Source organism: Nocardioides pakistanensis, assembly GCF_054781215.1.
In genome coordinates, this window is sequence record NZ_BAAGUV010000004.1 from 213,952 (window position 1) to 235,050 (window position 21,099).

The window sequence follows — 21,099 nt, forward strand, 5'->3', positions numbered from 1 at the left end:
CATGACCATCAACAGATTGCTCGTGGCGAACCGGGGGGAGATCGCCCGCCGGGTGTTCCGGACCTGTCGTGACCTCGGGATCGAGACGGTCGCGGTGCACTCGGACGCCGACGCCGACCTGCCGTTCGTCCGGGAGGCCGACGTCGCCGTTCGGCTGCCCGGGAACACCCCGGCGGAGACGTACCTGCGCGGCGACCTGGTCATCGAAGCCGCCCGCAAGGCCGGCGCCGATGCGATCCACCCCGGCTACGGGTTCCTGTCGGAGAACGCCGACTTCGCCCGCCAGGTGATCGCCGCCGGGCTGACCTGGGTCGGGCCGCACCCTGACTCCATCGACGCGATGGGGTCCAAGGTCGAGGCGAAGAAGCTGATGGAGGCAGCCGGTGTCCCGGTGCTGGGCGAGCTCGACCCGGGCTCGGTCACCGAGGCGGACCTTCCGTTGCTGGTCAAGGCGTCTGCCGGAGGCGGCGGTCGTGGGATGCGCGTCGTGCGCAGCCTCGACCAGGTGGCCGACCAGGTCGAGCTCGCGGCGAACGAGGCCGCCTCGGCGTTCGGTGACCCGACGGTGTTCTGCGAGCCCTACGTCGAGCGCGGCCGGCACGTCGAGGTGCAGGCCGTCGGCGACACCCACGGCACCGTCGTCGTCCTCGGTGAGCGGGACTGCTCGATCCAGCGCCGGCACCAGAAGGTGGTCGAGGAGACCCCGGCACCCGGGCTGGCCAAGGAGACCCGCACCGCGATGCACGACGCCGCCCGTGCGGCCGCGCACGCGATCGGCTACGTCGGCGCCGGGACCGTGGAGTTCCTGCTGTCGGGCGACCGGTTCTTCTTCCTGGAGATGAACACCCGGCTCCAGGTCGAGCACCCGGTCACCGAGCTGGTCACCGGCCACGACCTGGTCGCGATGCAGATCGCCGTCGCCGAGGGGCGGCCGCTGGACGCCACCGACGTCCCCCAGCCGCAGGGCCACGCGATCGAGGTGCGGCTCTACGCCGAGGACCCGGCCGCGAGCTGGCAGCCACAGAGCGGGATGCTCACCACCTTCGACCTCCCCGGGGTCGCCGCGGAGTTCGCGAACCCGACGTCGTACGGCATCCGCCTCGACTCCGGCTTCGAGGCCGGCTCGCTCGTGGGCACCCACTACGACGCGATGCTGGCCAAGGTGGTCGCCTGGGCGCCGACGCGCGACGAGGCCGCTCGCCGGCTCGCCGCCACGCTGCGGCGATCGAGGATCCACGGCCTGCGGACCAACCGCGACCTGCTGGTGGAGGTGCTCCGCGACGACGCGTTCCTCGGCGGCGACGTGCACACGCACTTCCTCGACGAGCGACCGCTCCCCGCGATGGAGGACCGCAGCCTGCCGGGCACCGCGACCGACCAGGCGCTGATGTTCTTCGCCGCCGCCGTGGCGGTCACCGAGCGCGCCGTCGAGCAACGTCCGGTGCAGCGCGGCATCCCGACCGGCTGGCGCAACGTGGTCTCCGCACCGCAGGTCACCGCCTTCGAGCACGACGGCACCGAGGTGCAGGTCGGCTGGTACGGCGGTCGCGACGGCTACCGTCTCGCCGACGTGCAGGACGAGGTGCAGGACGCGCGAGCCCTGTCGGTGTCTCGCACCGCGCGTGGCTACCGCGTGGTCGTCGAGCACGACGGGGTCAGCCACCCGTTCGACGTGTTCGTCGACGGGCCGCCCGACCGGGCCCGGGTCGACGTCGAGTCACCGCTGGGCCACCTGGCGCTCACCCGGGTGCCGCGGTTCACCGACCCGGCCGACCAGGTCGCCACCGGCTCGCTGCTCGCACCGATGCCGGGCAGCGTGATCAGCGTGGCCGTGGCACCCGGGGACGCGGTGTCCGCGGGCCAGGCCGTCCTCGTGCTCGAGGCGATGAAGATGCAGCACACCGTGACCGCACCCCACGACGGGGTCGTGTCCGACGTACCGGTGTCCGTCGGGGAGCAGGTCGCAGCGGGGGCCGTGCTGGCCGTCGTACAGGAGTCAACCGCCGAAGGAGACAGCAATGACTGAGATCGCCTACACCGAGCCCACCGAGCGGCTCGACCTGCGCAAGGAGGTCGCCAAGCTCGCGGCGGGCTACGGGCGCGAGTACTTCGTCAAGCAGGCCCGCGGCGGCGGCAAGACCAAGGACCTGTGGCTCGACATGGGCAAGCACGGCTACCTCGGCGTCGCGGTCCCCGAGGAGTACGGCGGGGGCGGCGGCGGGATCGGCGACCTCGCTGCGGTGTGCGAGGAGCTCGCCGCGATGGGCTGCCCGCTGCTGATGATGGTGGTCAGCCCAGCGATCTGCGGCACGATCATCGCCCGGTTCGGCACCGAGGAGCAGAAGCAGAGGTGGCTGCCGGGGATCGCCGACGGCACGCTGACCATGGCGTTCGCGATCACCGAGCCCGACGCCGGGTCGAACAGCCACAACATCACCACCACCGCCCGCCGCGACCCTTCGACGGGCTCAGGGACCGACGAGTGGATCCTCAAGGGCCGCAAGATCTACATCTCCGGCGTCGACGAGGCCGACGCGGTGCTGGTCGTCGCGCGCACCGAGGACGCCAAGACCGGCAAGCTGAAGCCGGCGCTGTTCGTGGTGCCGACCGACGCGCCGGGCTTCGAGTACCAGCCGATCGACATGGAGATCGTCAGCCCCGAGAAGCAGTTCACGCTGTTCATCGACGACGTGCGGCTGCCGGCCGACGCGCTGGTCGGTGACGAGAACGCCGGGATCATGCAGCTGTTCGCGGGGCTCAACCCCGAACGGATCATGGCCGCCGCGTTCGCGACGGGGATGGCGCGGTTCGCGCTCGACAAGGCGACCGAGTACGTCAAGGGCCGTGAGGTGTGGGGCAGCCCGATCGCCACTCACCAGGCGATCAGCCACCCGCTCGCGCAGACCCACATCGAGATCGAGCTCGCCCGGCTGATGACCCAGAAGGCGGCCGCGCTCTACGACGCCGGGGACGACTTCGGTGCCGGTGAGGCGGCGAACATGGCGAAGTACGCCGCGGGTGAGGCGGCCTGTGCCGCGGCCGACCGGGCCGTGCAGGCCCACGGCGGCAACGGGATCACCAGCGAGTACGGTGTCGCCGGCCTGCTCGTCGCCTCCCGGGTCACCCGGATCGCCCCGGTGTCGCGCGAGATGATCCTGAACTTCGTCGGCTCGCACAGCCTCGGCCTGCCGAAGTCCTACTGACCCCGCCGCCCGCCCCCCCAACCCATGTAACGCGGGGTTATGGACGCTGAACACGTGTCACACCGCGTGGGAACCGTCCACAGCCCTGAGGAGGAAGGTCCCCCGATGTCCGAAGCGCCCGCCGAGCTGGTCCACTACGCCGTCGCCGACGAGGTCGCGACGCTGACCCTCGACTCCCAGCACAACCGCAACGCGCTGTCCAAGCAGCTCGTCGGCGAGCTGTTCGAGCGGCTCGCGCGCGCTGAGGACGACCCGGACGTGAAGGTGGTGCTGATCCGCGCCGAGGGCCGGACGTTCTGCTCGGGCGCGGACCTGTCGGAGGCCAGCGGCGAGGGGATGGAGAAGGCGGCCGGTGTGCTCGTGGACCTGCAGCGCCGGATCGCCACCCTGGCCAAGCCGGTCGTGACCCGCCTGCACGGCAACGTCCGTGCGGGCGGGATCGGCATCGTCGCGGCCTCCGACGTCGCGATCAGCGCCGCCGATGCGACGTACGCCTTCACCGAGGTCCGCCTCGGGCTCACTCCGGCGGCGATCTCGCTGACCGTGCTGCCGCGGATGAACGACCGCGCGGCGGCGCTGACGTTCCTGACCGGCGAAGTCTTCGACGGTACGGCGGCCGCCGGGATGGGCCTGGTGACCAAGGCGGTGTCGGAGGACCAGCTGGACGCCGAGGTCGCAGCCGTGTGCACCGCGCTGGCCAAGGGCAACCGGCAGGGCCTGCGGGAGACCAAGCAGCTGCTCGCCCAGCCGTTGGTCGAGCGGATCGACCGGCACGGCGAGGACCTGGCCCGGCTCTCGGCGCGGCTCTTCGGGTCCGAGGAGGCCAAGAACGCGATGCTGGCTTTCCTGTCCCGCAAGAAGTAGGACACTCGGGGCAACCTTCCCGTAGGCCCACCGCCGACTGGAGAACTCGGCAGATCCGGCAAAGCAACCGGCGAAGTGGGCAATGGTTGCACTTTTCGGCCGCGCGGACGCGCAACCGTTGCCAACTTGGTGAGCACAGGAGTGAGGGCAGCGCGAGCGAAGGGTTCGATCCGGGCTGCGAAAACCGACCGACCACCGGCGGCCACCGGGGTAGAGTTGATGATTCGGTTTTTCGACACCGAGCGCACCCGACGTCGAGGAGCGGTGGATCCACGTTGTCCCCAGACATCGCTGAGCAGGAGCAGGCACACGAGCAGGAGTTCGTGGACCGCGTCTACCTCCAGCTCGAGCAGTCCGCGAAGAACGCCCAGGAGCTCGCCAAGGAGGGGTACGGCCGCGCCCGGCTCGGCCACGAGGGCGGTCTCGTCGAGCGGGACGCGATGGTGTTCCAGGCCGCGAAGCGTCTGGCCACGCTCAACGCCGCGCACGAGGGCCTGGTGTTCGGCCGGCTCGACCTCGGCGCGGAGGGCGAGGACCCCCGCTACATCGGGCGGATCGGGCTGCGCGACGAGAACCGCGACTCGCTGCTGATCGACTGGCGCGCCCCGGCCGCCGCGGTGTTCTACCAGGCCACCGCCGCCGACCCGCAGGGCGTCGTCCGGCGCCGGGTGCTGCGCTGCCAGGGTCAGAAGGTGGTCGCGATCGAGGACGACCTGCTCGACGCCGAGCACCCGCTCGCCGAGCAGCTGCCGATCGTCGGCGAGGGCGCCCTGATGGCACAGCTCTCGCGGGCGCGCGACCGCTCGATGCACTCGATCGTCGCAACGATCCAGGCCGAGCAGGACAAGGCGATCCGCGCGCCGGGCAAGGGCGTCACGCTGATCACCGGCGGTCCCGGCACGGGCAAGACCGTGGTCGCGCTGCACCGCGCGGCGTACCTGCTCTACAGCGACCGCCGCCGCTACGAGACCGGCGGTGTGCTGATCATCGGCCCGTCCGGGGTCTTCATGCGCTACATCGAGCGGGTGCTGCCCTCCCTCGGCGAGACCGCCGTGGCGCTGCGCTCGCTGGGCGAGGTGGTCGACGGGGTCAAGGCCGTGCGCCACGACGACCCGGCGGTCGCGGAAGTGAAGGGCACCGCTCGGATGGCCGAGCTGCTGCGCCGGCTCGCCCGGCAGGCGGTGCCGAGTGCGCCGCGGGAGTTCCGGATCTTCTACCGCGACGAGAACATCGTGCTCGGCTCTCGCGAGCTCGGAGGGGTACGACGCCAGCTGCTGTCGCAGGGCAAGCGGAACCGCGTGCTGCCCAAGGTCCCCCACGCGCTGCTCGACGTGATGTGGCGGCAGGTCCGTGGCGAGCGGGGCCGCGAGCGCGGGCGTGACGACTTCAACCGCGAGATGCTCGACAACGGTGCCTTCCTCGACTTCGTGCGGGCCTGGTGGCCGCCGCTCGACGCGACCGAGGTGCTGCGCTGGGCAGCCGACCCCGAGCTGCTCACCCGCGTCGGCGAGGGCGTGCTGTCGCAGGAGGACACCGCACTGCTGGCGAAGTCGTGGACCTCCGGCGCCACCGGCTGGTCGGTGGAGGACGTGCCGCTGCTCGACGAGCTGCGCTACGCCCTCGGTGACCTGCCGGAGAAGAGCGAGGACGACGAGGAGGACCCGCTGGCCCACCTCACCGACGAGCTCACCCGCGAGGTCACCACGGTCGCCGACCGCGGCTGGTCGCCGACGGAGGCTCGGACCACGACCCGGCTCGAGGACGACACCTACGCCCACGTCCTGGTCGACGAGGCGCAGGACCTCTCCCCGATGCAGTGGCGGATGGTCGGCCGACGCGGTCGCACCGCGAGCTGGACGGTCGTCGGCGATCCGGCGCAGTCGTCGTGGCCGGTGCCGGCGGAGGCGTCCCGCGCTCGGGACGAGGCGTTCGGCGACAAGCCGCGGCACGAGTTTCACCTGTCGACGAACTACCGCAACAGCAAGGAGATCTACGACTTCGCCGCGGCCTACGCCGAGCGGGTCGGGCTCGACGCCGACCTGCCCAACGCAGTGCGGTCGACCGGCGTCGCGCCCGAGGAGCGCTCTGTCGACGATCTCGAGTCGGGAGTGCGTACGGCGGTCGGCGAGCTGGCTCAGGCCGTCGAGGGAACCGTCGGGATCGTCGTGCCTGCTGCTCGCCGTACCTCCGTGCAGGGCTGGCTGGACCGCTGGGACGAGCTCGGCGAGGACCGTGCTGGCGGGGCAGACGCCCGGATCGCGGTGCTCACCGGACTGGACACCAAGGGCCTGGAGTTCGACGGGATCGTCGTGGTCGAGCCAGGCGAGATCGAGGCGGAGTCGGCCACCGGCCGGGCGACGCTGTACGTCGTGCTCACCCGCGCCACACAGCGGATGGTCACCGTCTCCACGGCCTGAGGAGCGACCTCAAGTGAGCACGCGGAGCGGCTGCCCGTCGAGGAAGGCCACGATGTCCTCGACGACGTCGCCGTAGAAGACCTGGTAGCCCTCGCGCGTCACGTAGCCCAGGTGAGGGGTCACCAGGCTCCGTGGCGTCGAGCGCAACGGGTGGTCCGGCGGCAGCGGTTCCGTGTCGAACACGTCGACCGCGGCGCCGGCGATCGACCCGCTCTCGAGTGCCTCGACCAGGGCGGAGGTGTCCACGATCGGGCCCCGGGAGGTGTTGACCAGCAACGCGGACCGCTTCATGAGGCCGAGCTCGCGTGATCCGATCAGGTGGCGGGTCCGCTCGCTGAGGACCAGGTGCACGGTCACGACGTCGGAGGTGCTGAGGAGCTCGTCGAACGGCAGGAGTCGCGCTCCTGCTGCCTCGGCTCGCTCGGACGTGAGGTTGGCGCTCCAGGCGACGATCTCCATCCCGAAGGCGCGGCCGATGCCCGCGACGGCAGACCCGAGCCGGCCCAGTCCGACGACGCCGAGGCGCTTCCCGGCAAGGCCGGTGCCGAGCGTGGTCTGCCAGCCGCCGCTGCGGATGTTCGCTGCCTCGGCCTCGAGGTTGCGGCACAGACCGAGGATCAGCGCCCAGGTGTGCTCGACGGTCGCGCTCGCGCTGCTGCGGGTGCCGCAGACGGTGATGCCGAGCCGCTGGGCGGCCGACAGGTCGATGGCCGCGTTGCGGCCGCCGGTGGTGACGAGGAGCCGGAGATCAGGCAGGCACTCGAGCACCGAGCCCGGGAAGGGGGTCCGTTCGCGCATCGCGACCACGACGTCGTACCCGGCGAGGCGCTGCACGTGCTCGTCCGGAGCGGCGAGGTGCTCGGTGAACACCTCGACGTGGGCCCGCTCCCGGACACGGCTCCAGTCGGCGACCTCGAGCGCCGCCCGTTGGTAGTCGTCGAGGATCGCGACCCGCGTCATGCCTGCGGCCCGGCGAGCAGCTGGCGCAGCAGGGAGTCGAGCTGCCGGCGCTTGGCCGGCGAGAGCGGTGAGAGCAACTCGTCCTGGGTGGCGAGCCCCGCGCCGACCGCCTCGTCGATGAGCTCACGGCCCTTGTCAGTGAGGGAGACGAGCTGACCTCGCCGGTCGGACGGGTCGGGGGAACGGCGCACGAGCCCGGCCTTCTCGAGCCGGTCGATCCGGCCGGTGACCCCGCCGGAGGTGAGCATCAGGCTCGCGGTGAGCGCGGAGGGTGAGAGTTGGTACGGCGCCCCCGCACGCCTCAACGTCGCGAGCACGTCGAAGTCGGCTCGGGTGATCCCGAACCTGGCGTAGGCCTCCGTGGCCAGGTCACCGGCCGCCTTGGCGACCCGGTAGAGCCGTCCCACGACTCCCATCGCCTCTGTCTCCAGGTCGGGCCGCTCGCGTGCCCACTGCTCGAGGATCCGGTCCACACCGTCACGTGCCATGCCTCCAGTCTCTCATGAGTGACCATCTTGCATTTTTCTTAGTGCTAAGTATCTTACTACTAAGACAACTCGAGTGCGGTCCGGGCGCTCTCGATCCATGAGAGGGATGGCCCATGAGTGACAACCGGCTGCGCCTCACTGCCTTCACCGCCCTCGCACCGGCCGCATGGGGCACCACCTACCTCGTCGCGACCGAGCTGCTCCCACCGAACAGGCCCCTGCTGGCGGCGACGATCCGCGCTCTGCCGATCGGCCTTCTGATGGTCGCGCTGGGCCGGCAGCTGCCACGCGGGTCGTGGTGGTGGAAGGCGTCCACGCTCGGTGCGCTGAACATCGGCGCGTTCTTCGCACTGCTGTTCGTGGCCGCCTATCGCCTGCCCGGGGGAGTCGCGGCGACGCTCGGGGCGGTGCAGCCGCTGATCGTCGCCGCGTTGGCCGTGCCCCTGCTCGGGCAGCGCCTGACCGGCAGGACGCTGCTGTTCGGCGTTGCCGGAGTGCTGGGCGTCGGCCTGCTGGTGCTGCGCGGCGACGCCGCCCTCGACGTACCCGGAATCCTCGCCGGTGTCGCGGCCACCGCGTCGATGGCCGGCGGGGTGGTGCTCACCAAGCGGTGGGGCCGACCGGTGCCGCTGTTCGCGTTCACCGGCTGGCTGCTCGCCTCAGGCGGGCTGCTCCTGCTGCCGCTCGCGCTGCTGGTGGAAGGTCTGCCTCCGACCGTCACCGGGCGCAACCTCGTCGGCTTCGGGTACCTGGCGGTGATCACCACCGGCCTTGGCTATGCCGTGTGGCTGCGCGGGATCGAGCGGCTGCCGGCCACGAACGTCTCGTTCCTCGGCCTGATGAGCCCGGTGGTCGCCACCGTCGCCGGCTGGGTGGCGCTCGAGCAGGGCCTGACCGGCTGGCAGCTCGTCGGGATGTTCCTCGCTCTCGGGAGCCTCGTGCTCGCCCAGCTGCCGACTCGCCGGCCGACTCCGGTCACCCGACCCGGACCAGCCGCCCGCGAGCTGCCCGAGGCCGCCACCGCCTGCTGAGCCCGTCGCGCGCGGACCGAAACGCGCACCCAACCCACGCATCGAAGGAGAACCACCATGCACGTCTTCCTGACCGGCGGCACCGGGCTGATCGGCTCCGGGGTGCTCGCCGCGCTCCTCGCCCGAGGGCACAGCGTCTCGGCGCTCGCCCGCAGCGAATCCTCCGCCGCCGCGCTCGCAGCCGCCGGCGCCCGTGTCGTGCGCGGCGACCTCGTCGACCTCGGCATCCTCGCCGCAGGGGCCCGGTCCGCTGACGCGGTCATCCACACCGCCCTGCCGGGTGACCACACCAACGCCCAGGTCGACCAGGACGTCGTCGAGACGGTCCTGCGCGTGCTCGCCGGCTCCGGGAAGGCGTTCGTGCACACCAGCGGCATCTGACCTACGGCAGCGGGGTGCTCGACGAGCAGAGCCCGTTCGCCTGGTCCGGACCGACCTCCTGGCGGCTCCCGCTCGACGCTCGGGTGCGAGCATCGGCGGCCGACGGCGTCCGCGGTGTGGTGATCGCACCCGGCATCGTCTACGGCACCGGCGGCGGCCTCCCGGCTCTGCTGCGTTCCGGCCCGCGAGCCGACGACGGTGCGCTGTGCATCCCCGGCAGCGGCGAGCAGCGCTGGACGACCGTGCACACCGCCGACCTCGGGCGCCTCTACGTGGCGGCCCTCGAGCAGGCGGCACCGGCGGCCTACTACCTCGGGGTCAGCGGCGACAACCCGACCGTGCGGGAGATCGGCATCGCCGCCGATCTCGGAGCCGGAGGACCGGGAGGCGTGCGTCCGAGCGTCGGGGAGGAGGCCGAAGCGCTGTTCGGGTGGCTGGCCGATCCGTTCGTCCAGGACCAGCGTGCCTTCGGCGAGAAGGCGAGGGCCGAGCTCGGATGGAAGCCGACCGAGCCGCCACTCGTCGAGGACCTCGCGCACGGGTCCTACGCGACCACGCCGGTGGGGGTCTAGTCCGCGCCGCAGACCGCCTCGTGGTGCTCGTTGAGCGCCTCGGTCTGCTGCGGCAGGAGTGCGACCCGGTCGGTCAACCCGTCGGCGGTGCGCACCTGCAGCCGGACACTGCGCACGGTCCCGGGTCGGATCGCGCAGTCGGGCTGCGCCTCGAACACGACATGGGCCCAGCTGTGCGGTCGGACGGCGGTGGGGGTGACGTGTCCGAGCGGCGGCATCCAGCCCGGCAGCGCGGCGACGGTCGCGGTGAGCTCCTCGTCGCCCCCGTTGTAGACCGCGAGCAGGAAGGCGCTGTCGGCGTGCGGTCCCAGCTTCGTGATGGCACCCACCGCCACCTCGGCGACTGCGGGCGCGGACTCGTCGGTGGGGCCTGGCGAGGAGGCCGGGCTGTCGTCGGGGTCGTTCCGCGCGTCGAGGGACAGCCCGAGTGCGATGCCGGCGGCGAGGCCGACCAGACCGCCGACGAGCAGGGGAGGGGTACGGCGGGGCGGCCGGTCACCGCCGTACGCCAGCACGTCCTGGCTCTCGTCGGGCCCCAACGGCGTCATCACCCCAGGCTAGGGCGATCGGAGTGAGACGGGACAGGTTCGACGTCGCCGGGTCCACCCGGCAGGACACCCGGATCTGCAGGGGCCACGCGTTGTAGCGTTGCGGCACCATGAGCACTCCCACCTCACCCTCGGCAGCGCAGGCGCTCGACGCACTGGTGCGGCACGAGGCGTGGGCGGCGATCCGGCTCCGCGACTCCGCGACGGTCACCCTGGTCGGCGGCACGCGCAGCGAGGTCGACAGCCTCATGGACATCCCGCTCGAGCAGGGCCCCGCCCCCGAGGGCAGGCGGTTCGACCGGCTGGTCGCGGTGCCGTTCCGCCAGGTCGCCGAGCGCGGGTTCGAGGCCCATGACGACGGCACCCCGCTGACCGTCGTACACCTCGACACCGAGACCGAGGTGCCGCTGGCCGACCTGCTCGCGGCGCTGCCCGACGAGCCGATCGAGTTCGAGGACCGCGGCGGGTTCGAGACCAGCGACGACGAGTACGGCGCCGTGGTGGACCGGATCATCAACGACGAGATCGGCAACGGCGAGGGCGCGAACCTCGTGATCGGCCGGCACTACCGCGCGAAGGTCGCCGGCTGGGGACCGGCGAAGGCGCTGACGGTGTTCCGCCGGCTGCTGGAGAAGGAGCGCGGCGCCTACTGGACCTACTGCTTCTTCACCGGCGACCGCTACCTGGTCGGGGCGAGCCCCGAGCGGCACGTCAGCGTGCACGGCGGGGACGTGCGGATGAACCCGATCAGCGGCACCTTCCGGCTCAAGGGTCACGACGACCCGGCCGAGCGGAAGCGGGCGCTGCTGGAGTTCCTCGCCGACGAGAAGGAGATCTACGAGCTCTTCATGGTCGTAGACGAAGAGCTGAAGATGATGTGCGACGTGTGCAACGAGGGCGGCCAGGTGCTCGGGCCGTTCCTCAAGCCGATGACGCACCTGGTGCACACCGAGTACCTCCTCGCCGGCCGCAGCACCCGCGACGTGCGCGAGGTGCTGCGCGACACGATGTACGCCGCCACCGTCACCGGCTCGCCGGTGGAGAACGCCTGCCGGCTGATCAAGACCTACGAGACCGAAGGTCGCGGCTACTACGGCGCCGCACTCGCCCTGCTCGGCCGCGACCGGCAGGGGCAGCCCACCGCCGACTCACCGATCGTGATCCGCACCGCCGACGTCACCCCCGACGGACAGCTCAAGGTCACCGCTGGCGCCACGCTGGTGCGCGACTCGGTCGCGGCCTACGAGGTCGCCGAGACCCACGCCAAGGCCGGCGGGATCCTCACCGCGTTCGGCCTGGTCGAGGGCAGCACGAGCGCCCCCGAGGGAGTGCAGGAGCTGACCCAGGACGAGGACGTGCTGATCGCGCTGAACTCCCGCAACCAGCGGCTCAGCAAGTTCTGGCTCACCGACCAGGGCGGCTCCCCGCCGGACCCGTCGCTGAAGGGCCGCAGCGCGGTCATCCTCGACGGCGAGGACGACTTCGTGAACATGCTGCGCCACGTGCTCGCGGTGATGGGCATGACCAGCGAGGTCGTGCGCTACGACGACTACCGGCCCGGCGCGCTCGACGGCTTCGACCTGGTCATCGTCGGCCCCGGACCCGGTGACCCGCGCGACGGGGAGCATCCGAAGATCCAGGCGTTCCGCGCGGCGGTCGACGAGCTGCTCGCCTCGCAGCAGCCGTTTCTCTCGGTGTGCCTGGGGCACCAGGTGCTGTGCAGCCGGCTCGGGATCCCCCTTGCCTACAAGGACATCGTCTTCCAGGGGACGCAGTCGCGGGTCGCACTGCCAGGGCGCGAGGAGAACGTCGGCTTCTACAACACCTTCGTCGGCCGGCTCGGCTCGTCCGCTGCACCCGATGGGGTCGACGTGGTCGCCGACCGCGAGAGCGGGGACATCCACATGGTCTCCGGCCCGCACTACCGCGGGGTGCAGTTCCACGCCGAGTCGATCCTCACCGAGCACGGCTACGAGCTGATCCACGACCTGGTGCTGGAGCTGCTCAGCCGGCCCGTCGCGGGGACCACCTGAGATGACGCCGCGGGTTGTGGTGGTCGACCACCACGACTCCTACACCTACAACCTCGTCCATCTCATCGCGGTCGTCAGCGGCAGTCTGCCCGAGGTCGTCGAGCACGACGAGGTCGACGCAGACGCCTTGCTGGCAAGGGGATTCAGCCACATCGTGCTGTCGCCCGGGCCGGGCAACCCCGACGACGAGCGCGACTTCTCGGTCGGCCGGGTGGTGCTCCGTGAGGCCACCGTGCCGGTGCTCGGCGTGTGCCTGGGCATGCAGGGCCTGGTCAGCGTGTACGGCGGTCAGGTCCGCCAGATCGCACCGGCGCACGGCGAGGTGGCTGCCGTGCGGCACGACGGCACCGGGATCTTCGCCGGGGTGCCGAGCCCGTTCGACGCGGTGCGGTACCACTCCCTCGCCGCAGTCGCCCTGCCCCCGACGCTGAGCGCCGCTGCCTGGTGCGACACCAACGCCGGACCGGTCGTGATGGGGGTCGCGCACCGCGAGAAACCCTTGTGGGGCGTGCAGTTCCACCCCGAGTCGATCCTCACCGAGCACGGTGAGCAGATGGTCGCGAACTTCTTGGAGCTGTCGTGACCTGGACCGACCCGGTTGCGGCCTTCCGCGACATGGCCCGGCGGCACGAGCGGATGTTCTGGCTCGACGGCGGTGGGTCACGTCCGTGGTCGGGACACCGCTCGATCCTCGGCTGGCTCGAGCCCGAGGACGTCTCGCTGACCTACGACGCGGCCCGTCGCGAGGTGTGGCGGGTGTCCCACGGGGGGCGCACCCTGGTCGGCGACGACATCTTCGCCGTGCTCGCCGAGGAGGTCGCGCGCGACGGGGGCGACGCGTCGGTGAGCTGGGTCGGCTGGTTCGGCTACGCCTGCCGGCCCGACCTGCCGGCGCAGGTTGCCCCGGCGCACGAGCCGGTGACCGCCGTACCGGACGCGGTGTGGATGCGCTTCCCGCGGCAGCTGGTCTTCGAGCATCCCCCGAGCCCCGGTCGTGTGGCTGAGCGGGCGCCAGAGCGCACGGTGAACCACACGACCGGAGCGGGGGTGAGCCGGGAGGCCTACGACCGCTGGTTCGCGCGCGTGCAGGAGCAGCTGCATCTCGGCAACACCTACGAGGTGAACCTGACCTACCGGGAGACCCTCGCGAGCAGCGCCGACCCGGTCGAAACCTACCTGCGGCTGCGCGACATCAACCCCGCGCCGTACGCCGCCTACCTCCGGCACCACGACACCCACGTGCTGAGCGCGAGCCCGGAACGGTTTGCCACGATCGACCGCAGACGCTGGGTCGAGACCAAGCCGATCAAGGGCACCACGCCTCGCGGCGCGACGGCCGAGGACGACGAGGCACAGGCCGACTCGTTGCGCAGCGACCCGCGTTACCGCGCCGAGAACCTGATGATCGTCGACCTGCTGCGCAACGACCTCTCGATGGTCTGCGAGCCGGGCACGGTCAGCGTCCCGGTGCTGATGGACGTCGAGTCCTACCCGTCGGTGCACCAGCTCGTCTCGACCGTGCGCGGTCGGCTGCGCGACGGGATCGGGACGGTCGAGGCGCTGCGCGCGCTGTTCCCGGCCGGCTCGATGACCGGCGCCCCGAAGCTGCGCACCATGCAGGTGATCGCCGACGTCGAGACCAGTCCGCGGGGTGTGTACGCCGGTGCCCTGGGCTGGATCAGCGGCGACGGCCGGGCCGACCTCGGCGTCGTGATCCGCACGCTCGTGCATCACGACGGCCGCTACACCTGGGGCACCGGCGGCGGGATCACCGTGCGGTCGGACCCGGCGAGCGAGTGGGACGAGACCCGCTGGAAGGTCGCCCGCCTGCTCGCCGCGCTGGAGCGGATCACGTGAACGTGCGCGCGGGCGCCTGACCGGCCCCAACGCGCGCAACATCCCCAGCGCTGTGGACGCGTCCCTAGGCGTATGCCGCGTGTGGAGCGTCCATAACCCCGCGTTGCTGGGCTTTCACGCGTGACTGCGCCGGCCCGCGGAGAGGGGGGCCGCGGGCCGGCGCTGTGAGGGGGAAGCGTCAGGAGGCGGGGTCGCCCTCGTCACTGTCCAGGGTCGCCTCGAGCGTGCGCTCCTTGTCGTCGCGTACGACGGTCAGGGTGACCGTGTCTCCGGGACGGTGCCCGCGGATCGTCGCGACGAGGGAGGTCGCGTCCGTGATCGGCTGGTCGTCGACTGCTGTCACCACGTCACCGGGCTCCAGGCCTGCCTCGTCGGCGGCCGAACCGGGGCTGACGTCGCTGATCCCGGCGCCGCTGAGGAGACCGTCCTGGCTCGAGGCGTCGGTCACCGAGACACCCAGCCGGGCGTGGGTGGGCGCCTCGCCGTTGCGGAGCTGGTCGACGATCGGGACCACCTCGTCGAGCGGGATCGCGAAACCGAGCCCGATCGAGCCGCCCTCGCCGGCGGAGCTGGAGGTGCGGATCGAGGAGTTGATGCCGACGACCTCGCCGTTCATGTTCACCAGCGGGCCACCGGAGTTGCCCGGGTTGATCGCGGCATCGGTCTGGATCGCGGGATAGGCGGTGTTCATGGCGCTGCCCTGGCCGCTGACCGACACCGGCCGGTGCAGCGCCGAGACGATGCCGCTGGTGACCGTGGCGTCCAGGCCGAACGGCGACCCGATCGCGACGACCTGCTCGCCGACGTCGAGGTTGCCGGACTGGCCGAGCTTGGCGGGGGTCAGCCCGGAGACGTCCTGGGCCTTGATCACGGCGAGGTCGGTCAGCGGGTCGGTGCCGATGACCTCCGCCGGCGCGGTGGAGCCGTCGTTGAACCCCACCGAGACGGTGCCGCCGCCCTGCTCGGCGACCTCCACGACGTGGTAGTTGGTGAGGATCTCTCCGTCCTCGCTGAGGATCACCCCCGAGCCGGAGCCGGCGCCCTGCATGCCGCGGACGTTGATCTTCACCACCGAGGGCAGCACGGAGTTGGCCACGTCCTCGACCGACCCGGCCGGAGCGGGGGTGTCGTTGCGCTCCACCACGGACGTGGCGGTGTTGGCGTTGCCGGAGGAGGAGCCCGACGACTCCTGGTCGACGAGGTCGTAGGTGGCTGCTCCGCCGAGACCGGCCAGCCCGCCGACGACCAGGGCGCCGATCAGCACGGCGGCGGTCAGGCCCCCGTTGCGGCCGGACCGGCCCCGGGAGCTCGACGGCTGCTCCGGCCCGGTCGGGCCCCCGAAGAACGAGGACCCGCCGTTGCCCCAGCTGCTCGTGTCGTACCGGGCGGTGTCGTGCGCCGGCTGGTAGCGGTGCTGGTGCCCCGGGCCCTCGTGACCGGCGGGCCCGCCGGTGGGGGTGCCGGGGCGCTCGGGAGACGAGGAGACCGGACCGGCCGGTCCGGACGCGGAAGCCGGGCCGGGGTGGTTCTCACCCGGCATCCCGCCGGCGGCCTCGGGCCGGCTCGCACCGGCCTGCCCGCCGGCTGCACCTGGCCGGCCGGGCTGTGCGCCGCCCGGCCAGCCGGTGCCGGAGGGAGCCGCGCCGGAGCGGGAGGGGTCGGCTCCTGAGGGGGTCGCGCCGGAACCAGCGGCGGAGGCGGCGGAGGGGGCGGCGCCGGGGGTGCCGGTCGAGCCGGCACCGGCCGAGGGGAAGGGGCGGGTGTCGTCATGCTGGCGGTCGAACTCGTTCATGTCTCCACTGTGCCCAGCCCTCCTGAGACGACTCTGAGAGCCAGCCAGGACCTGCTTGTGAGCTCCCTGCCCCCGTCGGTCGCGCCACTTGCAACGTTCTGCACCAGTTCAGGCTCCGAAGTGGTGCATTACGTTGCGAGTGGGCCGCGGGCAGGTGGGGGCGCGAGCGCGACCGGCCAGAACGGCGCCGGGCGCGACCGCGCGGGACTCGCCGGCGCGCGCGGAGATCAGGCGAGCGTCTCCTGGAGCGCCTCGCCGCGCCGCTCGGGCAGCCCGAAGGTCGCGGCCGCGGCGATCAGGAAGAACCCGGCGAACACCGCGAACAGCAGGGCCTCCTCGCCGCCGCCGAGGTCGAGCAGCCACGGCACCGACAGGGGCGCGAGCACGGACGCGATCCGGCCGAAGCCCGCCGCCCAGCCGGAGCCGGTGCCGCGCAGCGAGGTGGGGTAGACCTCGGGGCTGAGGGCGTACAGGGCGCCCCACGCGCCGAGGTTGAAGAACGACAACGCCATGCCCGAGACGATGATCGCGGTCGCGCTCTCGGCGTTGCCGAAGAACAGCGCTGACCCGGCCGAGCCGGCGAGGAACAGCGACAGCGTCGGGCGGCGGCCCCAGAGCTCGACGAGCAGCGCCGCGGCGGCGTACCCGGGCAGCTGCGCGATCGTGATGATCAGCGTGTAGCCGAACGACTTCACCAGGTCCATGCCCGACGCCGCGAGCAGGGTGGGGATCCAGATGAACGCGCCGTAGTAGGAGAAGTTCACCCCGAACCACACCACCCACAGCGACGCCGTACGCCCGCGCAGGCCGGGGGCCCACAGCGCGCCGGGGCCGGGCGTCTCGCCGGCCACGGGCTCGCCGGCAGAAGGAGAGGGTGGGGTGTCGGTGACGACGAGTCCGGCGGAGTCCTCGAAGCGGCGTACGACGGTCTCCGCCTCGGCGTACCGGCCCCGCCGCTCCAGGAAGCGCACCGACTCGGGCAGGCCGTAGCGGACGACCACCGCGTACACCGCCGGCACCGCGCCGATGGCCAGCGCCCAGCGCCAGCCGTCGTCGGAGGCGGGCACCACGAAGTAGCCGATCAGCGCGGCGATCAGCCAGCCGACGGCCCAGAACGACTCGAGCAGGACGACGACGCGGCCGCGGATCCGGGCGGGCGCGAACTCGCTGACCAGCGTCGCCGCGACCGGAAGCTCCGCGCCGAGGCCGATCCCGATCAGGAACCGGAAGACCAGCAGTGCACCGACCGACCAGGACAGCGCGGCGGCGCCGGTCGCGATGCCGTACACCAGCAGGGTCAGCGCGAAGACCTGGCGGCGGCCGATCCGGTCGGCGAGCAGCCCGCCGACGCTGGCGCCGATCGCCATCCCGATGAACCCGACCGAGGCGATCCACGACAGCTCGGTGGTGCTCAGCTTCCACTGAGCGCTGAGCGCGGCCATCACGAAGCTGATCAGCCCGACGTCCATCGCGTCGAGCGCCCAGCCGGTGCCCGACCCGACCACGAGCTTGCGGTGCTGCGCGGTGAACGGCAGCCGGTCGAGGCGCTCGCTGCGGGTCAGCGGCGCGGGGAGGTGTCCGGCTGCTCGGCCGTGCTGCCCCTGGGGAATCTCCATGCGGACTGTTCTACCGTGTCGGGTTCGCCGGACGTCGGGCGCGGGGTGTCGACCGACGAGACCGCGGGCTCTGCTGCACCGGGCATGCTGAACCAGAATGCTGCGCCACCGGCCTCCGAACGCCCCGCGCGCACCGAGCCGCCGTGGCGTTCGGCCACCTGGCGCACGATCGCCAGGCCGAGCCCGGAGCCGGGCATGGTCCGCGACTCGGCGGCCCGGTAGAACCGGTCGAACACGTGCGGCAGGTCCTCCTCGGCGATGCCCTCGCCCTCGTCGGCGACCAGCAGCGTGCCGTCGCGGAGCTCGACGGTGACCTTGCCCAGCGGCGGGCTCCACTTGGCGGCGTTGTCGAGGAGGTTGGTGACGGCGCGCTCCAGGGCGGCGGACTCACCGGTGACCCACCACGGCGAGGTGCGTACGTCGAACTCCAGGCCGGGTGCGCGCCGGCGTACTCGTTCCACGGCGTGGTCGACGATCTCGACGAGGTCGACCGGCTCCACGGTGACCCGGAGCGGCTCGTCGCGAGCCAGCTCGGTGAGGTCGCCGATCAGCGTGGTGAGCTCCTCGATCTGGAACTTCACGTCGGCCAGCAGCTCGGCACGCGCGGACTCCGACAGCCCGCCACGATGGTCGGCCTGGACCAGCAGGTCGAGGTTCGTGCGCAGCGAGGTCAGCGGTGTGCGCAGCTCGTGGCCGGCGTCCGCCACCAGCTGGCGCTGCCGGTCGCGGGAGGCCGACAGTGCGGCGAGCATCGCGTTGAACGCCGAGGCGAGCCGGGAGATCTCGTCGTTGCCCTCCACCTCGATCGGGTCGAGCTTCTCGGTGCGGGCGATGTCCTCGGCCGCCTCGGTCAGCCGTCGGACCGGCCGCAGCCCGTTGCGGGCCACCGCCCAGCCGGCGAACGTCGCGCCGAGCACGCCGAGCAGCCCGAAGATCGTGAGCACGATGCCGAGCCGTTCGAGGGTCTCCTCGGTGGGCAGCAGGGACTGGGCGAGGACGAGTGCCGCGCCGCCGTCGCGGGTGGGTACGGCGACCTGGCGGAACCGTCCCGCGTCGGTGGTGACCGTGCGCACGGAGTACCCGCTGCGTCCCTGCGCGACGTCGAGCTCGGGCTGCCCCAGCGACAGCGCGGTGACCCGGTCCAGCGAGGTGATCTGGCCCTCGGCGCTGAGGAAGGCGATCCGCACGTCGGCCGCGCCGAGCGTCCAGGCGGGCACCCGCTCGCGGGTCAGCGCGCTCAGGTTGTCCACCTGCGCGGCGGCCGAGGCCCGGTCGAGCAGCGACTGGTCCAGCGAGCTGTACATCTGCATCCGCACCGTCGCGAAGCCGGCCAGCGCGACGATCGCCACCGACAGGCCGACGGCCATCCCGGCCAGCAGGGTGACCCGGCTGGCCAGCGAACGGCGGTAGTGCAGCGAGTTCACCGGGGGCACATCAGGCTTCCTTCAGCACGTAGCCCACCCCGCGCACGGTCTGGATCAGGCGCGGCTCGCCGTCGGCCTCGGTCTTGCGGCGCAGGTAGCCGACGTAGACCTCCAGCGAGTTCGCCGTGGTGGGGAAGTCGTAGCCCCAGACCTCCTCGAGGATGAACGAGCGGTCCAGCACCCGGCGCGGCCGGCGCAGGAACATCTCCAGCAGGCTGAACTCCGTGCGGGTGAGGTCGATCGCGCGCCCTGCCCGTCGTACCTCCCGGGTCACGGGGTTGAGCGAGAGGTCGGCGAAGGTGAGCGTCTCGGAGTCGGTGTCGTCCGCGTCGGCCGGCGTGGCGGGGACCCGGCGGAGCAGCGCGCGCAGCCGGGCGAGCAGCTCCTCGAGCGCGAACGGCTTGGTGAGGTAGTCGTCGGCACCCGCGTCGAGACCCTCGACCCGGTCGCCGACGGAGTCGCGTGCGGTGAGCACCAGGATCGGGAGGTCGTTGCCGGCCGCGCGCAGGGCGCGGGTGGTCTCCAGGCCGTCGAGTCGCGGCATCATCACGTCGATCACCAGCGCGTCGGGGGCGGCCTGGCCGATCGCGGCCAGGGCCTCGGCGCCGTCGTGGGCCAGGGCGACGCTGTAGCCGTTGAACTCCAGCGAGCGGCGCAGCGAGTCGCGCACGGACTGGTCGTCGTCGACGACGAGGACGCGGTGCTGGGGGCTCGGGTCGGGTGCGGCGCTCACGGGTCCCAGCCTGCCACCTGTACCTGAGGCCCGGCTGAGGGAACGCTGCACACCACCGAAGGTCAAATCCTGCGGATATCGCTCGATGTGTCCGATTCGTGCCCCTAGAGTGCCTGGTAGCCCCGCAGCGCCGGCACACCCGTCATCCCCCCCGACGCGTGTACTCCCAGAGCCGGCCGCGGGTGTCAGGTGGGGGCGGCTCCCACCCCCCGAGCCGCCCCCCACCGCCTCTCCTCCCTCTCGCTCGGCCGCAACCGCGACAGCCGGTGATTTGTCCGTTTTGCCCCTCAAGTGGCGCGGGACACACTCCGATACCCGAGTGACAAAACTCGGGGGCAGGGCCGACACAGGGGATGCCGGATGGACCTCGCAACGCTGACCGACCCGCACGACCACCTGCGCTGGCAGCTGGTCGGCGTGGTCAACCACGAGCTGCGCACGCCGCTGACCACGCTGGTCGGCCACCTCGAGCTGCTCCAGGAGCTCGACCTGCCGGAGCCGGCCCGCCGCTCGGTCGCGGCGATCGTCCGCGCCGGTGAGCAGCTGACCGACCTGGCGTCCACGGTCTCCGACCTCGTCGAGCTCGACGCGGTCACGGCATCGCTGTCGCGGACGCGCACCGACCTGATCGCGCTCGCGTGTGAGGTGGCCGGCGCGTACGCCGTACGGGCCGGCCACGCCGGGATCACCCTCCGCGTCCTGGAACCGACCATCGAGGCGGTCGCGACGGTGGACCGGCAGAAGGTACGACGGGCGCTGGTCGCCCTGGTGCGCAACGCCCTGGAGCACGCCCCCGCCGGCACCCCGGTGGACCTGGAGGTGTCACCGGGCCGCGAGTGCGTCGCGCTGAGCGTGGTCGACCAGGGCCCGGGCATCGCCGAGCAGCACCTGGAGCGGGTGCTCGCGCCGTTCGCCGGCCCGGAGTGCTCGCCGGAGCAGATGCACGGCCGGGGACTGGGTCTGGCGATCTGCAACGCGGTCGCCGCCGCGCACGGCGGCCACCTGCACCTCGCGCCCAACCTGCCGACGGGCCTGCGGGCCACGCTCCGGCTGCCGTCGGAGCGACTGCACCTGGCCTGCTGACCTGCGCCCGCTGTCACCCCTCGGCTTTACCTTTTTGCGCGTTTGCATGCCCGAGCAGGCCTGCCTGAATAGCATCAAACAGGACACGGGGAACCAG

The 21,099-nt window shown here is 72.1% G+C and carries 18 protein-coding genes; 11 read left to right on the forward strand and 7 right to left on the reverse strand.

Translation table 11 applies throughout. The features are described from left to right. Position 1 precedes the first annotated feature (1 nt). The 4 genes from ACYVIH_RS02435 to ACYVIH_RS02450 all read left to right on the forward strand — a co-directional run bounded on the left by ACYVIH_RS02435 (position 2) and on the right by ACYVIH_RS02450 (position 6,484). Positions 2-2,026, forward strand: a complete 2,025-nt coding sequence (locus tag ACYVIH_RS02435) for an acetyl/propionyl/methylcrotonyl-CoA carboxylase subunit alpha (protein ID WP_460865565.1) — start codon at positions 2-4, stop codon at positions 2,024-2,026. Then, the gene (locus ACYVIH_RS02440; RefSeq protein ID WP_460865567.1) at positions 2,019-3,203 is read left to right on the forward strand and encodes an acyl-CoA dehydrogenase family protein; all 1,185 of its coding nucleotides are present in this window, start codon (positions 2,019-2,021) and stop codon (positions 3,201-3,203) included. Before ACYVIH_RS02435 ends, ACYVIH_RS02440 begins: the two co-directional genes overlap by 8 nt. 105 nt (positions 3,204-3,308) lie before the next feature. Next, positions 3,309-4,067 (forward strand): enoyl-CoA hydratase-related protein, encoded by a 759-nt coding sequence (locus tag ACYVIH_RS02445; protein ID WP_460865569.1) that lies wholly within the window; start codon positions 3,309-3,311, stop codon positions 4,065-4,067. A 275-nt stretch (positions 4,068-4,342) separates the two neighbouring features. Continuing rightward, on the forward strand, positions 4,343-6,484 hold the full coding sequence (locus ACYVIH_RS02450; protein WP_460865571.1) for a HelD family protein: 2,142 nt from the start codon (positions 4,343-4,345) through the stop codon (positions 6,482-6,484). Between the two features lie 9 nt (positions 6,485-6,493). Here the strand turns inward: ACYVIH_RS02450 and ACYVIH_RS02455 are convergent, their stop codons facing one another. Further along, positions 6,494-7,444 carry a D-2-hydroxyacid dehydrogenase family protein gene (locus ACYVIH_RS02455; RefSeq protein WP_460865573.1) on the reverse strand — a complete coding sequence of 317 codons (951 nt, stop codon included), beginning with the start codon at positions 7,442-7,444 and terminating at the stop codon, positions 6,494-6,496. Continuing rightward, a complete protein-coding gene (locus tag ACYVIH_RS02460; RefSeq protein ID WP_460865575.1) occupies positions 7,441-7,932 on the reverse strand; it encodes a MarR family winged helix-turn-helix transcriptional regulator in 492 nt (163 codons plus the stop codon). The genes ACYVIH_RS02455 and ACYVIH_RS02460 overlap by 4 nt, the downstream gene beginning before the upstream one ends. A gap of 113 nt (positions 7,933-8,045) precedes the next feature. Here ACYVIH_RS02460 and ACYVIH_RS02465 point away from each other — a divergent pair, with 113 nt between their 5' ends. The 3 genes from ACYVIH_RS02465 to ACYVIH_RS02475 are packed head-to-tail and all read left to right on the forward strand — an operon-like array spanning position 8,046 to position 9,916. Continuing rightward, positions 8,046-8,963 carry an EamA family transporter gene (locus ACYVIH_RS02465; RefSeq protein WP_460865577.1) on the forward strand — a complete coding sequence of 306 codons (918 nt, stop codon included), beginning with the start codon at positions 8,046-8,048 and terminating at the stop codon, positions 8,961-8,963. A gap of 57 nt (positions 8,964-9,020) precedes the next feature. Continuing rightward, positions 9,021-9,344, forward strand: coding sequence for an NAD-dependent epimerase/dehydratase family protein (locus ACYVIH_RS02470; protein WP_460865580.1), 324 nt, complete (start codon positions 9,021-9,023; stop codon positions 9,342-9,344). A gap of 14 nt (positions 9,345-9,358) precedes the next feature. After that, entirely contained in the window at positions 9,359-9,916 is a 558-nt protein-coding gene (locus ACYVIH_RS02475) for a Rossmann-fold NAD(P)-binding domain-containing protein (protein WP_460865582.1), read from the forward strand. On the opposite strand, the gene ACYVIH_RS02480 is transcribed toward ACYVIH_RS02475, so the two are convergent. Then, a complete protein-coding gene (locus ACYVIH_RS02480; RefSeq protein ID WP_460865584.1) occupies positions 9,913-10,464 on the reverse strand; it encodes a hypothetical protein in 552 nt (183 codons plus the stop codon). The genes ACYVIH_RS02475 and ACYVIH_RS02480 overlap by 4 nt on opposite strands. Positions 10,465-10,574: 110 nt before the next feature. On the opposite strand from ACYVIH_RS02480, the gene ACYVIH_RS02485 reads away from it, so the two are divergent. From ACYVIH_RS02485 to pabB, 3 genes are read left to right on the forward strand one after another with little or no spacing between them, the layout of a single operon-like run. Then, positions 10,575-12,497 (forward strand): anthranilate synthase family protein, encoded by a 1,923-nt coding sequence (locus tag ACYVIH_RS02485; RefSeq protein WP_460865586.1) that lies wholly within the window; start codon positions 10,575-10,577, stop codon positions 12,495-12,497. A 1-nt stretch (position 12,498) separates the two neighbouring features. Next, complete coding sequence (locus ACYVIH_RS02490) at positions 12,499-13,080, forward strand: anthranilate synthase component II (RefSeq protein WP_460865589.1); 582 nt, start codon at positions 12,499-12,501, stop codon at positions 13,078-13,080. Next, complete coding sequence (pabB, locus tag ACYVIH_RS02495) at positions 13,077-14,354, forward strand: aminodeoxychorismate synthase component I (protein ID WP_460865591.1); 1,278 nt, start codon at positions 13,077-13,079, stop codon at positions 14,352-14,354. The genes ACYVIH_RS02490 and pabB overlap by 4 nt, the downstream gene beginning before the upstream one ends. Positions 14,355-14,532: 178 nt before the next feature. On the opposite strand, the gene ACYVIH_RS02500 is transcribed toward pabB, so the two are convergent. The 4 genes from ACYVIH_RS02500 to ACYVIH_RS02515 all read right to left on the reverse strand — a co-directional run bounded on the left by ACYVIH_RS02500 (position 14,533) and on the right by ACYVIH_RS02515 (position 19,919). Beyond that, a complete protein-coding gene (locus ACYVIH_RS02500) occupies positions 14,533-16,146 on the reverse strand; it encodes a S1C family serine protease (RefSeq protein WP_460865593.1) in 1,614 nt (537 codons plus the stop codon). A gap of 227 nt (positions 16,147-16,373) precedes the next feature. Beyond that, positions 16,374-17,762 (reverse strand): MFS transporter, encoded by a 1,389-nt coding sequence (locus ACYVIH_RS02505; protein WP_460865596.1) that lies wholly within the window; start codon positions 17,760-17,762, stop codon positions 16,374-16,376. Then, positions 17,705-19,186 carry a sensor histidine kinase gene (locus ACYVIH_RS02510; RefSeq protein ID WP_460865598.1) on the reverse strand — a complete coding sequence of 494 codons (1,482 nt, stop codon included), beginning with the start codon at positions 19,184-19,186 and terminating at the stop codon, positions 17,705-17,707. Before ACYVIH_RS02510 ends, ACYVIH_RS02505 begins: the two co-directional genes overlap by 58 nt. Positions 19,187-19,196: 10 nt before the next feature. Beyond that, a complete protein-coding gene (locus tag ACYVIH_RS02515) occupies positions 19,197-19,919 on the reverse strand; it encodes a response regulator transcription factor (RefSeq protein WP_460865601.1) in 723 nt (240 codons plus the stop codon). A gap of 360 nt (positions 19,920-20,279) precedes the next feature. Here ACYVIH_RS02515 and ACYVIH_RS02520 point away from each other — a divergent pair, with 360 nt between their 5' ends. Then, on the forward strand, positions 20,280-21,002 hold the full coding sequence (locus ACYVIH_RS02520; protein WP_460865603.1) for a sensor histidine kinase: 723 nt from the start codon (positions 20,280-20,282) through the stop codon (positions 21,000-21,002). Positions 21,003-21,099: the final 97 nt, after the last annotated feature.

Bases quoted from the DNA above. Each gene is read 5' to 3' on its own strand.
- ACYVIH_RS02435 (WP_460865565.1), top strand. From the start codon at position 2: ATGACCATCAACAGATTGCTCGTGGCGAACCGGGGGGAGATCGCCCGC.
- ACYVIH_RS02440 (WP_460865567.1), top strand. From the start codon at position 2,019: ATGACTGAGATCGCCTACACCGAGCCCACCGAGCGGCTCGACCTGCGC.
- ACYVIH_RS02445 (WP_460865569.1), top strand. From the start codon at position 3,309: ATGTCCGAAGCGCCCGCCGAGCTGGTCCACTACGCCGTCGCCGACGAG.
- ACYVIH_RS02455 (WP_460865573.1), bottom strand. From the start codon at position 7,444: ATGACGCGGGTCGCGATCCTCGACGACTACCAACGGGCGGCGCTCGAG.
- ACYVIH_RS02460 (WP_460865575.1), bottom strand. From the start codon at position 7,932: ATGGCACGTGACGGTGTGGACCGGATCCTCGAGCAGTGGGCACGCGAG.
- ACYVIH_RS02465 (WP_460865577.1), top strand. From the start codon at position 8,046: ATGAGTGACAACCGGCTGCGCCTCACTGCCTTCACCGCCCTCGCACCG.
- ACYVIH_RS02470 (WP_460865580.1), top strand. From the start codon at position 9,021: ATGCACGTCTTCCTGACCGGCGGCACCGGGCTGATCGGCTCCGGGGTG.
- ACYVIH_RS02480 (WP_460865584.1), bottom strand. From the start codon at position 10,464: ATGACGCCGTTGGGGCCCGACGAGAGCCAGGACGTGCTGGCGTACGGC.
- ACYVIH_RS02485 (WP_460865586.1), top strand. From the start codon at position 10,575: ATGAGCACTCCCACCTCACCCTCGGCAGCGCAGGCGCTCGACGCACTG.
- ACYVIH_RS02490 (WP_460865589.1), top strand. From the start codon at position 12,499: ATGACGCCGCGGGTTGTGGTGGTCGACCACCACGACTCCTACACCTAC.
- ACYVIH_RS02500 (WP_460865593.1), bottom strand. From the start codon at position 16,146: ATGAACGAGTTCGACCGCCAGCATGACGACACCCGCCCCTTCCCCTCG.
- ACYVIH_RS02505 (WP_460865596.1), bottom strand. From the start codon at position 17,762: ATGGAGATTCCCCAGGGGCAGCACGGCCGAGCAGCCGGACACCTCCCC.
- ACYVIH_RS02520 (WP_460865603.1), top strand. From the start codon at position 20,280: ATGGACCTCGCAACGCTGACCGACCCGCACGACCACCTGCGCTGGCAG.